A 13,412-nucleotide genomic window follows, 5' to 3' on the forward strand; every position below is an offset into this window, starting at 1 on the left:
AATGGCATGGATCATTTGTTTGTCATAAATGTTGAAGGAGCTGTATATAAAGAAGATAAATGGCTCTTTATTAGAAGAAGTATGAAGGAAGAACATGCAGGGGGGCACATATCTTTAGTAGGCGGTACTGTCGATCATGAAGGATTTTCCTCCGAGATTTTAGAACGTACGTTGAGGCGTGAACTATTTGAAGAAGTTGGAATAGAAGTGAAAGAAGAGATCCAGTATGTTCGGAATACATCTTTCGTAACGGACTCTGGAACACAAGTAGTGGACATCGTTTTTCTTTGTGAAATAGAAAAGGGAGAACCTTATCCGAAAAGCTTGGATGAAGTGGATGAAGTTCTATGGTTGACTACTGAGGAAATACTCTCTCGCGAAGAGACTCCGGACTTCTTGAAAGAAAATATGAAAGCGGCTGAACGTTTAAAGAGAAAGGAAATCGTTGTATGAAAACGAAAACCTTCTTTCATGTGCAAATGGAAATCTTTGAAGCTTTTAAGGAGGGTCATATTGAACATGGACTTTCTTTAGTAAAAGAAGCGGAACAATTTTTTCCTGAACGAGAGGAAAAACTATCCTTTTGGAAGTCTTGTGCCTATTCTCGAATTGGGAAGACTGAAGAAGCGATAGAAGTCTTGCAGGATGCCCGAAACAAGGGAATATGGTGGGGGCCTTTCCAACTACAACATGATCCTGATTTGAAGTATCTTCAAGGCATAGAAGAATTTGAGTCGATCGTGGCTGAGTGCAAAACGCTTTTTGAGAGAAATGAGTTAGGTGCGCCCGAGTTTAGAACATTCGGGAATGAACAGTCATCTACTGGTATATTGTCTATCCACTGGAGAGGGTCGAATATAGAGGATTTCGCTCCTTATTGGACTGGAGCGGATGAGTTCTTTTTCGGGTTCCCACAATCATCCCAAATCTATAGTACAAACATGTTTTGCTGGGATGATGCGGTGCGAGCCGAGGAAGAAGTGGAATTGGCTAACCAACAGTTCTTGGAAGGTCGCACTTTCAAACATGTACTTGTTTCGGGTGCATCACAAGGAGGAAAATTGGCTATCAAGCGTGCCCTCTCTGATACGTGCGGGAATATCGATGGGTTCATAGCTGTTGTTCCTGCAATTCGTGATCCTCTGGAAGTTGAAGAATGGCTGAAGAAGGCAACAGGTAAGGCACGAGGAGTAATTATAACTGGGGACCAGGATGTTTATCATCCTAATATTATGTCGTTGCAACCATTGTTCGAGCAATATGGAGTTGCCTGTAAGTTCTTTACGAATGAAGGAGTTGGACATGATTTCCCGCAAAATTTCACTCATCAATTGAGGGAATCAGTCAAGTTCATACTTCAGGACAATAAAGGATGAAGATGAAGATGAAGAAGGCGGCACTGTTTTCGATTTTAGGATTTTTCCTTTTTATCGCTATTTTCTTAGCGGCTTTTTATCTATTAAGATTCCCAGAGAAGATTATTTACGATCGGATTATACATAGTAAAGGATATAGTCTTCACCGTGAAGAAGAGCCGGTTAGCGTCAAATTTTTCATTAAACCTGAGTGGATTGACCAAAATACGAAGGAATATAAAGAAATGAATATCGAACTGTTGCGTAAGCATGATACTAAGCTGAATTTGCACTATATCATGGACCGGCAAATCGATATGTACTTTGGGTTTCAACCAGAATTTGAGTGGGATGAATCAGGCGGCGAATTTCTTTATAATTCAATTCTTCACGGGAATGGATCAGTTACGACAGGTATGGGGGCCCATGAGATTACCCTTTATGATGTTGACCACCATGAAATTCCAATCGGTCAAAGGGGCTCAGGTCCAGAAGCAGATTTCAGTTTTGGTATTGAACCTGAAAATTGGGATTCCATAAAAGATGGTTTCTATGTCGAGTATTCCGGATTCTATCTCTATAAATATGTCAGAAATTAGAGAGTGCAATTTGCACTCTTTTTTTCATGGCTGCAAACATTTTCTTTCAAGTTAAATTCCGCTATAATAGGTAAGTATGTCTTTGACTATGTAGTGAAGCTGTATGATGACAGCTTATATAGATATGGAAGAAATCGAAAGGAGGGTCTATCCATGACTGTAACAAAAGGAGAAACGCTGGTAGCGGAAATCCACCGTTTGGATGACCGTGGAAACGGACAGGCTGCCGTTTGGCGTGAGCAGGAGAATGGCTTTAACCCTAAAAAGCTAAAGTTGACGATTCCGCAGACGTTACCTGGTGAGCAAGTAAGAGTCGTTGTGGATCAACCGGATAAAAGAAGAAGAAAAGCACTGCCTGAGGAAATTTTGGTTGCCAACCCGGAACGGACAGAAGCGCCGTGCCCACATTTTGAATTGTGCGGAGGCTGTGTATGGCAGCATTGGAGTTACGAAGGCCAATTGAAGCATAAGACGGAACAGGTGAAGGAAGCATTGAAACGCCAAGGTCTTGACCCGGAACTTGTGCAAGATACGATGGGAATGGACAATAACCCTTGGCACTATCGTAACAAGATGGAATTCACTTTCTCGCCTGAGGGAGATTTAGGCCTTCATGAGCAGGGGAACTTCCGAAAGATCATTCCACTTGAAACTTGCCTGATTGCCGGCCGAAATATGGTGGATCCAACGATGGAAATCAGCGGTTGGGTGAAAGAGTTCGGATTGTCTGGTTACAACAAGGACAAGCATGAAGGTTTGCTTCGTCATTTGATGGTACGTGAATCATTTGCAACCGGAGAAATCATGCTTGCATTGTTTGCGACAGAAGAACCGGCTGGGGCGTTATCTACTGCCGTTGAAAACTTGATTGACCGGATTACGAAGAAATTCCCGAATGTGAAAAGTTTGCTTTGGCTCGTAAACACAGACTGGGCAGACCGAACGCAATCAGAAGAAACCTTTGTTTTAGCTGGCCGCGATTTCATCTACGATGAGATGGCGGGCTATCGTTACCGTCTATGGTTCGATACATTCTTCCAAACGAATCCTGTTCAAGCTCAGAAGCTGGTGGGTCTGGCTCTTGAAATGGGCAAGCCGAAGGAAGACGAGAAAATGATCGACATGTTCTGTGGAGTCGGTACATTTTCACTTCCGTTCGCAGCGCGCGTGAAAGAATTAGCGGGTATTGAAATTGTGGAGACATCAATCGAATCGGCGAAACGTAATGCAAAAGATAATAATTTGCCTAACACGACATTCTTGGCACGTGATGCACGCCGTGGTATCGACGAAATCCATGAAAGCTGGGGCTTTGCTGATCTATTATTGATCGACCCGCCTCGTTCTGGTGCAGGTGGTAAAGTAATGCGCCGGATCGGACGTGCGAAACCGAAGCGACTTGTGTACGTATCTTGCAACCCTGAGACATTTGCTGAGGATGTAGCGGAATTGCTTCCGTTCGGCTATACACTTCATGAAGTGCAGCCGGTGGATCTTTTCCCGCATACTGTTCACGTTGAGTGTGTGGCATTATTGACATTGAATGAAGAATAATAGAATCCCCATCTCTTTTTATAAGGGATGGGGTTTTTTACTTGGATGAAACCTTCGTACAATGTAGAACGTAAACCTTAAAAAGTAGGTGAAAGTATGTTCTTACGGAGAATATCGATGTTAAGTGAACGGATAGAAACAGAGAAGAAATACCCTTTTACCATTCCAACTATCCGCAATCTACATGAAGTGGTGATAGAGAATCGTGTGACCTTTTTTGTAGGGGAGAACGGTTCAGGAAAGTCCACCTTATTGGAGGCGATTGCTGATCAAGCAGGCTTTAATACAGCAGGAGGAAGCCGAGATCATACATATGATGTACATGCGTCAGAATCTCACTTAGGGAACTATATCCGCTTGTCGTGGGCACCTAAAACCGCCAATGGTTTTTTCATGCGTGCAGAATCGTTTTATCACTTTGCCAGCCATATTGACCAACTTGAAAGAGAAGAACCGACAGGCTATAGCCGATACGGTGGCCGATCCCTCCATGAGCAATCACATGGCGAGTCGTTTCTTTCTTTGTTCTTGAATGGATTTAATAGCAACGCTCTTTACTTATTAGATGAACCGGAGGCAGCTCTTTCTCCGCAGCGCCAGCTCACGTTTTTACGGATTATTCATGAGTTAGTGGAGAAGGAGGACTGCCAGTTCATCATTGCGACACACTCACCGATTTTACTCGGTTATCCTTCTGCGGATATTTACAGTTTTGACGATGAAGAAATACACAAAATAGACTATGAAATGACCGAGCATTATCAAATTACGAAGTATTTCCTGGATCATCGCGAACGGTTTTTGAAGGAGATTTTGGAAGAGTAATGGTCTTCTTGCAGTCGAATGAGAGTTAACTTTTAGCAGGAAGGTCGAATAAGATTAAAGAGTCGTTATGTATTGTCATAGTCTATATAAGAACATCAGTGTCTTATCGAATTTAAATTGAATAAATCAACGAAAGGAGTTAGAGATGAAATATGGAAAAGTTTGTTTTTGGATAATCTTGCTCAGTATCGTTCTATCTGCTTGTGGACAAAAAAATCTTATCTTCTCCGGAGAAAATGAGAATTGGAGTGTCCATTATGAATTTATACAAGTGGGTGAGTCTGTTGAATCCACTGGTTACATTAAATATATTGGACCTGAACCTACTCCGGATCGTATTGATTACCAGCTCGATATCGATACGATGTCTGGAAATGGTCCATTAGCCGGAAACGGGATTATGTATCTGTTGAAAAGCAGCTGTCTAAGAAATTGTTCTCTTCCGAGTGGAGATTCTGAGTTTGAAGCAATAGTAAAATGGGACGAAGAAACAGAAAGGATCACCTTGAAATTAGAATGATTTCCTTGCTCATTTCTCTATTCAATAAAATGATTCAATTGAATAGCAAAAGGGACTCATAAAACTGAACATCAGTTATGTGAGTCCCTCTATTTTTAACGGGAGTGGTCTGTTTTAAAAGAAGTGAGCTCCCGGCTGCTTATTTAATAATTGCCAAACATCACTCTAAGTGTTTACTCGCAAAGAATGACGTGCCTCGAAAAGCTTCCTTTTTTGGCCTCGCAACGATCTATGATTTTCCATCCGGCAACTTGAATTGCTTCATCAATTGTTTCGATTGAAACAACCACCATTCTTTTTGAAAAGCGGCGTGCTGCTTTTAGCATGTCCAGTTGATCCTCTGGCGTTATGTAAGTCACCAAATTATATGGCATGTCAATAATAGTCGCATCATAGTGCTCAGTCACTTCGGATATTGGTCCGATTTTCACACTACCGTTCAATTCGAAATGTTCCAAGTTTTCTCGAGCTCCAACAACCGCAAGCGGATTGATGTCACGGCCATCCATGTCAATGCCCATTGACAAAGCTTCGATAAGTACCGTTCCGATTCCACAGCAAGGATCTATGGCCCGAATTCCTTCCGGATGGGGAACGGCAATATTTGATACTGCTCTTGCAACACGAGTGCTAAGGGCGGTTGAATAGCTTCTTGGCCTTTGCTTATGCTGGCGCCAAACGGATTCACTTTTCGTGTAGAGACCGAAATACCATCTCCCGTCCAAATGTACCAAACCGAATAATACATCCGGGTGATCGAGTTCCGGTTCTGCATCGATACAGAGGCCAACTTCTCGTTCTACTTTGCGTCTCTCACTGTGAGGAATCTTATCGTTTTCCCCTAAAGCAATATCGTTAAGACAAATGACTTTAAAAGTGTTTTCCAGCACTTGGAATGTCCTTGCAAATTCCTTAATTTCTTCGATACTTCCTTCGAAAAGAACCTCAAGGCGGTCACGCATGAACGGACTCCGGCTAGGATCAATTCCTACATTACTTATTAGTACATTCGTATTTGAATCCTCTTCGAAGAAGGCACGCATTTCCATTTTACATAAGTCATACTCGTCCCCATGGTACACAAAGGTAAATATATATTTCTTCTCGCTTGAACCCAATTTTTCACTTCCCTGAAATTCTCTATTATCCTATGCTGTTTACTAGATTTATTAAGAAACGATGCATTAATTCAGCAGCATCTTCCATGGACATTTCCTCATTGAACCCTTCAATTGAATCGAGCGGGATATTCATCTCCCACAAACCGTCTTCATTTGAAAACATGACGCTGGAACGCACTTCTTCACCAATGAGATTTTCTTTCAAAAAACTTTTTATAGAATCTCCGAATTTTTTCTGTGCCCGGAATCCGAATAATCCCATGTATAATCTAAAAACTTCGTCCAACTCAATGGACAATGAATCGATCCGTGCTTCTTCAAAAGCAGGAGATTCAGTGTAAACAAACTCATTTATATGTTTTTTAAAATAACTGACGGGTTCTTTGAGAAATGAAGCACCTTCCTGCGCCAAGACTTCTTCCGTCTCTTTATCGCAACGTTCTATAACAGTGAATTCCATCGCGCATAACCTCCTTAATTAACTACAGTATAGCCTAAAGTGGAAGGTGGCATAAAAGATTGAAGCTAATACTTCTGAAATTTTCTATCATTGCATTTGATCCAGTATAGAGAAAGTTAGAGATCACATGCTTGTCTTCTTGAAAATGTCGCAGTTATTTTAACAATGAAATCGGAAGTTACATTCCATTCAACATTAATTCATGTTAAATTTACTATATTCGTAAAATTCGATTTGTGGCAGGTGATCACTTGAATGTATCAGCGATGATTAAAATGACTCTGTCGATGGCCATCTTCGGTTCCATCGGTTTCTTTACAATCCAAACTGGAATACCTGCAGTTGAACTTGTATTTGTCCGATGTATATGTGCGACACTTTTTTTAGGTGGACTTTGGCTATTGCTCAAACAGCATAAAACGGAAATTTGGCAACGTAGGGAAGTCGTCCGGACGATGATATGCGGAATTTTCCTTGTGTTGAACTGGGTATTTCTTTTCAAAGCATTCGAAGTAATGTCGATTACAGTTTCCATTACCCTATACAATTTGGCTCCGATTTTTGTACTCATCCTTGGAACACTTTTTTTAAAGGAGCGCATGAGTTTCACTTCATTAGCGGCAATTATCGTTTGTTTCTTAGGAAGCATGCTGATCATCGGAACCCAGAATGTTCAAAGTTGGGCGGACTTCACTGGATCAGGTTTTGGATGGGCACTGCTTTCAGCATTTTGCTACGCGATGACAATGCTACTTGGAAAAGGGATTACTCATTTGTCAGCCTACTCGACAACTTTTATTCAGACAACAATCGGAATAATCATGTTACTGCCGTTCATTGACTTCAGCGTTTTCAACGGCTTAACGATGTCTAACTGGGGATACATTTTAGGGACTGGCCTCATACACACAGGCTTTGTATATTATTTATTCTTTGATAGTTTAAGAAAGCTGCCGACTTCAGTTATTTCAGCTCTCGTGTTCGTCGATCCGGTCGTGGCCATCCTCCTGGACACTGTCATTTTGGATTTTAGGCCAACGTTTTTGCAGGCTGCGGGAATTGTACTCATATTCGGTGGAATCATTTATACGATATGGAAACCGGAACGAAAGACAGCGGAGTTAACACAAGAAAAAATAGTATAATGGAATACATAAGAAAAGGAAGTGAGTAAATGACAACAATCGGTTTTGTACGTCATGGAATTACAGCTTGGAATAAAGAGAAAAGGGCTCAGGGAAGTGCAGATATTCCACTGCACGAAGAAGGAATTGAGACAGCTAAAAAAGCGGCGGAGCGGTTATCCAATGAAAATTGGGATGTAATCTATTCGAGCCCACAGCTACGAGCAAGACAAACGGCTGAAATCATCTTGGAAAAGCTTCCCCATGCCGAATTGAAATTCGATGATCGACTTCGTGAAAAGTCCGGTGGTGAGATTGAGGGAACGACAGAGGAAGAACGATTAGAAAGATGGGGCAAAAAGTGGCGTGATCTGGACTTGGGGATGGAAACGAACGAGAAAGTGGTGGAACGAGGTCTTTCGTTCATTGAAGATATTCGTTGTTCTGGGGAAGAGCATATTCTGATTGTCAGTCATGGTGGGTTCATTGAGAATATGCTGCGTGCGCTGACACCTGATCGTGAATATACGGAATCCCTTAACAATACGTCATTAACTATTTTGGAATTAGCAGATGAACGTAACAATTGTGTACTTTTCAACTGTACGAAACATCTACTATAAGGAGGATCAGACGTGTCAACAGCAGAGTTTTACATCGACCGTTTGGGGCTTACCCAACATCCGGAAGGCGGATATTTTAAGAGTACATATGCATCTGAATTGGAAACGGACGCAGATGGGAAATCGCGAAAGATGTACACAAGCATTTACTTCCTGTTGAAGTCAGGGGAGGTATCCCATTTGCATCGCTTGAAATCGGATGAACTTTGGTATTACCACGGTGGTAGTTCATTAACCGTCCATGTTATTCACGAAAATGGTTCATATGAAGAAGTTAAATTAGGAATGGATCTTGAGTCAGGAGAAGTTCCTCAATATCTTGTACCGAAGAATTCCATTTTCGGATCTTCGGTTATGCAAGAAGACACATTCTCCCTCGTAGGATGTATGGTATCCCCTGGATTCGATTTTGAGGATTTTGAACTATTTACCAAAGAGTCATTGCTAAAAGAGTATCCACACCATAAAGAAGTAATTGAAAAAATGGCATACGATCAGTTGCCGTAAATTGACCGAATAGGAGGCTCGTCCAGTGTAAGAATCTCTCCAAACTCAATGAACTGAATAATGAGTAAAGGGGAGATTTCTCATGAAAGACTTCCGTTCTTTCATGCTGCTCTGGTCGAGTCAGACGATTTCGAATGCCGGTGATGTCTTTTACATTGTCGGTTTAATTAGTATTGTCTATCAACTGACGGATTCCGTTATGATGGTTTCACTTATTCCATTAACGAATACGCTGTCCAGAATGGTTGGTGGCTTAATCACACCAATCCTAATCCATCAGTTGCCGTTAAGACGGATTTTAACTATGTCCATGTTTCTTAAAATAATGGCGTTAGCGATTTTATATTTAGTACATGGTGCGCAGCTTATTTGGATTTTAGTCCTTGTCGGAATCAATTCTTTTCTTGATGGATGGGCCAGTCCTACACGGAATGCGATGATTCCGGAGTTTGCCGGAAAAGAAGCGCTCCTAAAGGCAAACAGCATGACAGCCATTTCCGATAATAGTGTGTTTTTGATCAGCTGGCCAGTTGGTTCGCTGTTTGTCGCCGCTTTTGGAAGTGAAAAACTGTTAGGCTTGACCGTGATCATCTATGCTGTTGCTTGGGTGCTAATGCTGTTTGTCAGGCAGATTGCACATGAACCTGACATCAAATTGAACATCATTCAACAACTGCTGGATGGCTGGACGTATATATTAAAGGTTCCTTCTTTAAAGGCTGTTTTTACGATTGACATGATCATCACGTTTTCCAGTGTCGTATGGGCTTCTGCTTTTTTGCTTGTCTATGTAGATGAGGTGTTAGGGAAGGGTGAAACATGGTGGGGATATATCAACGCCGTTTTCTTCTCCGGTTTCATCATTGCGGGATTTCTATATTCCAAACTGGCTAAATTTCAGTTGAATAAGATCATTCTGATCTGTAGTTTATTCACGACGATTTTGACTTTCTTTTTTGCCTTTCCTAATGGAGCGGTCGGTGCTTTGTTAATCATATTCGCTTTAGGGGTATGTGGCCAATTTCAAGGGTTAGCGCAATTGACGATTATTCAAACAAACACTTTGCCGAATCAACTAGCGAAAGTATTCTCAGCACAAGATGTATTAATAACGGGGAGCTACGCCGTATCAATGCTCCTTTTCGGATGGATCGGGGAGATGGTGAATATCAGGTTTGTCTTCATCCTTTCCGGGGTTTTGATGACGATCGTAACAATTTATATATTACGAAGACGGTCTGTATTGGTTGCAGGAGAATAATAGTCAAGCCGCTCTCTTTTGGGAGCGGCTTCACTTATAGGGGGGAAGAGCGATGCGGAATTTACAAGAAGCCATTCGTTTAAGGGAACAAGGAAAGTTAGAAGAATCCCGAAAGTTGCTCTTAGACTTAGTGGAACAATTACCGGCTTCTGGTGAGGTCCACTATCAGTGTGCATGGATACACGATAATTTAGGACTGGAAAGGGATGCAGCGGTTTATTATGAAAAGGCGCTGGTTCTTAATTTGAGTTCTGAGGATGCAAAAGGGGCTTTTATTGGACTCGGGAGTACATATCGGACAATCGGGGAGTATAGTAAGTCGAAAGAGACTCTATTGAAGGGTATCGAAAAATTCCCTGAAAATAATATAATGAAAGTCTTTTTATCGATGACATTGTACAACTTGGGTGAACATGCAGAAGCGATGGAACATTTACTTACATCTTTGGTTGCTACGTCACATGATGAGGAGGTCCTGAAGTATAAGAAAGCCATTGGTTTTTATGCACCACGATTAGATGAAACGTGGTAGATGATTCGAAGGAATGATATAGATGGAAACAGAGTTGCTTAGGATTTTTGATGATCATCACAGACCAATTGGAACGGCAACAAGAAAGGAAGTTCATAGGAAAGGTTATTGGCACGAAACCTTCCATTGCTGGGTCTTGGAAGGTGATATGATTTATTTTCAAATCCGGAGTGAAGATAAAAAGGATTACCCAGGTCTCCTTGATATAACGGCAGCAGGTCATTTATCGGCAAATGAAAGGGTTGAAGATGGAGTTAGAGAAATAAGCGAGGAAATTGGATTAGAACTAACTTTCTCTGAACTGATTCCTTTAGGGGTGATTAAGAACGAAATAAAATTGGATACCATCACCGATTTGGAATTTAGCCATGTATTTGTTTATCAAGGACAAAATGTATCGGGCAGCTGTTCGCTAAAACCGGATGAAGTTTCAGGACTTGTTAAGGCCACATTTGAATCATTTTATGAATTGGTTCATGAGGGAGTGGATGTAATTCATGTCGAAGGGACTGTCACGGATCACTTAGGTGTGGAACGTTTTATACAACAACAAATTGGACTACAAGATCTTGTTCCTCATGATTCAAATTACTTATTGGAAGTGACGGAACATATAAATGAAATACTTCGTATAATTTGAATGCTAAATTTATAAGCTAATAGTATCTTATTTATATCAACCATGCCATCCAGCGGTTTTGAGATTAATTAAAATGGTGATTGATGCTGGACATGCTAACGGCAAATGGGTTGGTATGTGCGGTGAAATGGCAGGAGATGAAGTAGCCGTTCCACTATTAGTGGGAATGGGGTTAAATGAGTTTTCGATGAGCAGCACCTCCATTTTAAAGGCAAGGAAGCAAATTGCTTCATTAGCAAAAGATAAATTGGCAGCTCACGTCGAGACAGTCCTCTCACTAAAAACATCAGAGGAAGTAGAGGACTATATAAAAAAGAATTTACAACTGTAAACATTGAATGTCTCTCCCTTAAAAAATTCTTTCTACTGAAAGGATAAATCAATCAGTCGTTGAATATTTAGTAAGGGGGAGGAGTTATGTTTGCCGAAAAATATAATTATTTGGGATTTAATATGTTACATCGCATTTCCATTAGCTATTTGGAATTTTGGACGTGACATTGTCGGGGATTACTATGCCATGCTAATATCTTCCTTGCCTGGCATTATCTATACAATTGTCCGTTTTTACTTAACAAAAGCAATCAACTTTTTCGGTGTCTTCATGATTTCCACTTTAATCGTTGGGACACTGATTGATGTGTTAGCTGGATCGGCCATTCAATTGCTGTGGAATAATGTTTACTATGCATACGCCTTAGGGTTGCTGACTCTTTTTTCAATCGTCATAAAAAAACCGATCTTTCTGTACTTCTTTTTGGATTTTGCCGTAATGCAAGGATATGACCGACAGGAATCGAAAAAGCTATTTTATCGTCCTAAAATTTATTTCGTGTTTTGCATGATTACGATTGCCTTCGCTTTTCGTGATCTCTTATTGGCCACTATTCGAGTTTGGTTCATCAAAGAGTATGGTGTAGAGGCATTTGATCAAGGTATACTTGTCCGTCAAGCGTTGGGATGGACAATCTCAGGTATTTGCGTGTTCGGTTATTTAAAGATTATTAAACTGATTAAAGAATATACAAAACCTTCAACTTTAGCGGAACAATGACCGGGTATAAATTTACCTGGTCATTTCTGTTTTAGAGACGAGAGAATAACAATAATAATAGCCAGTTGAACACGTGCAGGAAGAGGAATACAATCAGACTAAGAACTTTTTAAATACAGCAGATAGAGTTTTGGTAAAGGGGTGTAAGCATTGAGTTTTCCACAATTAGAAACTGCACGGCTTCTATTGACTGAAGTTAATGAGGAAAATGCATCGTCCATGTTTGAAATCTTTTCGAATCCGGACGTCGTTAAATATTATGGAATGGATGCATTTGAAACAGTTGAACAGGCGCAGGGGATGGTCAAACACTTCCGTCAAGGGTTTGAAGCAAAACGGTCCATGAGATGGGGCATGATCATGAAAGAGACGAATCAGTTCATCGGGACAATTGGACTTAACCTTTTAAATTTAACCAGCAAAAAGGCTGAAATCGGATTTGAGATTCATCCTGATTATTGGCGGAATGGCTATACATATGAAGCAGCAATAGCTGTACTGGAATATTCTTTTAAAGAGTTGCAATTGCAACGGTTGGGAGCAGTTACATTTGTCGATAACACTGCTTCCCAAGGGCTTCTAAAGAAAATCGGGTTCCAGTATGAGGGGACTCTTCGAAACTATTTGTTCCAAAACAATCAGGTGTACGATGGACTTCTATTTTCTATTCTTCCATCTGAATGGGAGAATAGACGATGAAACATGTTCTAATTATTGGCGGTACTGGAATGCTTGCTGGACTTTCAGCTGAGTTGGCCGATCATGGCGTAAAAGTTTCAGTAATCGGTCGAAATGAAGAAAGGCATGAGTCCGTTAAAAGAATGTCGCAAAAACCTGAGAATATTATTAGTTTAGTCATCGATCATTCCTATCATCATACGTTGAAAGAGCAGCTGATGAAAACGATGGAAGAAAATGGTCCGATCGATACGGTCATTGCATGGGTTGAGTCGATTGTTACGTTAGAATACATCGTCAATTACGTTTCAATCAGCGCAGAAAGTTTCCGCTTGTTCCATGTCAGAGGCAGTCGCAGATATTTTGAGGATCAAAAGTTGACTGTTCCTTTCAACTGCCTTGTACGAAAAGTGTATTTAGGATTCATTCTATCCGGGAATAGTTCAAGGTGGCTGACAAATGAAGAGATTTCTAATGGCGTCTTACATGCTGTTCAACATGATTTGGTCTCATCAGTTGTAGGTACAATCGAGCCTTATGAAAAAAGACCGCAATAGGA

Annotated in this window: 17 protein-coding genes and 1 pseudogene; 16 read left to right on the forward strand and 2 right to left on the reverse strand. The window is 40.9% G+C overall.

The features are described 5' to 3' along the window. Positions 1 to 6 precede the first annotated feature (6 nt). From ACFOZY_RS04420 to ACFOZY_RS04445, 6 genes are all read left to right on the forward strand, one after another. Entirely contained in the window at positions 7 to 453 is a 447-nt protein-coding gene (locus ACFOZY_RS04420) for an NUDIX hydrolase (protein ID WP_378152697.1), read from the forward strand. Continuing rightward, positions 450 to 1,376 carry an alpha/beta hydrolase gene (locus tag ACFOZY_RS04425; protein WP_378152699.1) on the forward strand — a complete coding sequence of 309 codons (927 nt, stop codon included), beginning with the start codon at positions 450 to 452 and terminating at the stop codon, positions 1,374 to 1,376. Before ACFOZY_RS04420 ends, ACFOZY_RS04425 begins: the two co-directional genes overlap by 4 nt. Further along, entirely contained in the window at positions 1,373 to 1,954 is a 582-nt protein-coding gene (locus ACFOZY_RS04430; RefSeq protein ID WP_378152701.1) for a hypothetical protein, read from the forward strand. Before ACFOZY_RS04425 ends, ACFOZY_RS04430 begins: the two co-directional genes overlap by 4 nt. Before the next feature lie 153 nt (positions 1,955 to 2,107). Continuing rightward, complete coding sequence (rlmD, locus tag ACFOZY_RS04435) at positions 2,108 to 3,508, forward strand: 23S rRNA (uracil(1939)-C(5))-methyltransferase RlmD (RefSeq protein WP_378152703.1); 1,401 nt, start codon at positions 2,108 to 2,110, stop codon at positions 3,506 to 3,508. A 117-nt stretch (positions 3,509 to 3,625) separates the two neighbouring features. After that, positions 3,626 to 4,333 carry an AAA family ATPase gene (locus tag ACFOZY_RS04440; RefSeq protein WP_378152705.1) on the forward strand — a complete coding sequence of 236 codons (708 nt, stop codon included), beginning with the start codon at positions 3,626 to 3,628 and terminating at the stop codon, positions 4,331 to 4,333. Between the two features lie 145 nt (positions 4,334 to 4,478). Next, on the forward strand, positions 4,479 to 4,853 hold the full coding sequence (locus ACFOZY_RS04445; protein ID WP_378152707.1) for a hypothetical protein: 375 nt from the start codon (positions 4,479 to 4,481) through the stop codon (positions 4,851 to 4,853). Between the two features lie 173 nt (positions 4,854 to 5,026). Here the strand turns inward: ACFOZY_RS04445 and ACFOZY_RS04450 are convergent, their stop codons facing one another. Both ACFOZY_RS04450 and ACFOZY_RS04455 read right to left on the reverse strand, forming a co-directional pair. After that, a complete protein-coding gene (locus ACFOZY_RS04450; RefSeq protein ID WP_378152709.1) occupies positions 5,027 to 5,971 on the reverse strand; it encodes a TRM11 family SAM-dependent methyltransferase in 945 nt (314 codons plus the stop codon). 25 nt (positions 5,972 to 5,996) lie between these two features. Then, complete coding sequence (locus ACFOZY_RS04455; RefSeq protein WP_378152711.1) at positions 5,997 to 6,434, reverse strand: hypothetical protein; 438 nt, start codon at positions 6,432 to 6,434, stop codon at positions 5,997 to 5,999. A gap of 251 nt (positions 6,435 to 6,685) precedes the next feature. Here ACFOZY_RS04455 and ACFOZY_RS04460 point away from each other — a divergent pair, with 251 nt between their 5' ends. The 10 genes and pseudogenes from ACFOZY_RS04460 (at position 6,686) to ACFOZY_RS04505 (ending at position 13,410) form a co-directional block, all read left to right on the forward strand. Beyond that, positions 6,686 to 7,579, forward strand: a complete 894-nt coding sequence (locus ACFOZY_RS04460; protein WP_378152713.1) for a DMT family transporter — start codon at positions 6,686 to 6,688, stop codon at positions 7,577 to 7,579. A gap of 29 nt (positions 7,580 to 7,608) precedes the next feature. Then, entirely contained in the window at positions 7,609 to 8,181 is a 573-nt protein-coding gene (locus tag ACFOZY_RS04465; protein ID WP_378152715.1) for a histidine phosphatase family protein, read from the forward strand. Positions 8,182 to 8,193: 12 nt separating this feature from the next. After that, the gene (locus ACFOZY_RS04470) at positions 8,194 to 8,688 is read left to right on the forward strand and encodes a cupin domain-containing protein (RefSeq protein ID WP_378152717.1); all 495 of its coding nucleotides are present in this window, start codon (positions 8,194 to 8,196) and stop codon (positions 8,686 to 8,688) included. 82 nt (positions 8,689 to 8,770) lie between these two features. Continuing rightward, entirely contained in the window at positions 8,771 to 9,949 is a 1,179-nt protein-coding gene (locus ACFOZY_RS04475; RefSeq protein WP_378152719.1) for an MFS transporter, read from the forward strand. Positions 9,950 to 10,001: 52 nt separating this feature from the next. Continuing rightward, on the forward strand, positions 10,002 to 10,481 hold the full coding sequence (locus tag ACFOZY_RS04480) for a tetratricopeptide repeat protein (RefSeq protein WP_378152721.1): 480 nt from the start codon (positions 10,002 to 10,004) through the stop codon (positions 10,479 to 10,481). A 22-nt stretch (positions 10,482 to 10,503) separates the two neighbouring features. Then, positions 10,504 to 11,121 (forward strand): NUDIX hydrolase, encoded by a 618-nt coding sequence (locus ACFOZY_RS04485; protein WP_378152723.1) that lies wholly within the window; start codon positions 10,504 to 10,506, stop codon positions 11,119 to 11,121. A gap of 22 nt (positions 11,122 to 11,143) precedes the next feature. Then, a pseudogene (locus tag ACFOZY_RS16110) lies at positions 11,144 to 11,452 on the forward strand (putative PEP-binding protein); the annotation flags it as partial. A 90-nt stretch (positions 11,453 to 11,542) separates the two neighbouring features. Next, complete coding sequence (locus tag ACFOZY_RS04495; protein WP_378152725.1) at positions 11,543 to 12,175, forward strand: VC0807 family protein; 633 nt, start codon at positions 11,543 to 11,545, stop codon at positions 12,173 to 12,175. 150 nt (positions 12,176 to 12,325) lie between these two features. After that, complete coding sequence (locus ACFOZY_RS04500) at positions 12,326 to 12,874, forward strand: GNAT family N-acetyltransferase (RefSeq protein ID WP_378152727.1); 549 nt, start codon at positions 12,326 to 12,328, stop codon at positions 12,872 to 12,874. Further along, positions 12,871 to 13,410: a Rossmann-fold NAD(P)-binding domain-containing protein gene (locus tag ACFOZY_RS04505; RefSeq protein ID WP_378152729.1), complete on the forward strand. Its 540-nt coding sequence runs from the start codon at positions 12,871 to 12,873 to the stop codon at positions 13,408 to 13,410. The genes ACFOZY_RS04500 and ACFOZY_RS04505 overlap by 4 nt, the downstream gene beginning before the upstream one ends. Positions 13,411 to 13,412: the final 2 nt, after the last annotated feature.

It is taken from the genome of Chungangia koreensis, assembly GCF_042651785.1.
Classification (GTDB): Bacteria; Bacillota; Bacilli; order Bacillales_A; family Planococcaceae; genus Chungangia; species Chungangia koreensis.

Coding starts and splice junctions, on each gene's coding strand:
- ACFOZY_RS04475 (WP_378152719.1), top strand. CDS start 8,771: ATGAAAGACTTCCGTTCTTTCATGCTGCTCTGGTCGAGTCAGACGATT.
- rlmD (WP_378152703.1), top strand. CDS start 2,108: ATGACTGTAACAAAAGGAGAAACGCTGGTAGCGGAAATCCACCGTTTG.
- ACFOZY_RS04485 (WP_378152723.1), top strand. CDS start 10,504: ATGGAAACAGAGTTGCTTAGGATTTTTGATGATCATCACAGACCAATT.
- ACFOZY_RS04465 (WP_378152715.1), top strand. CDS start 7,609: ATGACAACAATCGGTTTTGTACGTCATGGAATTACAGCTTGGAATAAA.
- ACFOZY_RS04430 (WP_378152701.1), top strand. CDS start 1,373: ATGAAGATGAAGATGAAGAAGGCGGCACTGTTTTCGATTTTAGGATTT.
- ACFOZY_RS04480 (WP_378152721.1), top strand. CDS start 10,002: ATGCGGAATTTACAAGAAGCCATTCGTTTAAGGGAACAAGGAAAGTTA.
- ACFOZY_RS04505 (WP_378152729.1), top strand. CDS start 12,871: ATGAAACATGTTCTAATTATTGGCGGTACTGGAATGCTTGCTGGACTT.
- ACFOZY_RS04425 (WP_378152699.1), top strand. CDS start 450: ATGAAAACGAAAACCTTCTTTCATGTGCAAATGGAAATCTTTGAAGCT.
- ACFOZY_RS04440 (WP_378152705.1), top strand. CDS start 3,626: ATGTTAAGTGAACGGATAGAAACAGAGAAGAAATACCCTTTTACCATT.
- ACFOZY_RS04420 (WP_378152697.1), top strand. CDS start 7: ATGGATCATTTGTTTGTCATAAATGTTGAAGGAGCTGTATATAAAGAA.
- ACFOZY_RS04455 (WP_378152711.1), bottom strand. CDS start 6,434: ATGGAATTCACTGTTATAGAACGTTGCGATAAAGAGACGGAAGAAGTC.
- ACFOZY_RS04445 (WP_378152707.1), top strand. CDS start 4,479: ATGAAATATGGAAAAGTTTGTTTTTGGATAATCTTGCTCAGTATCGTT.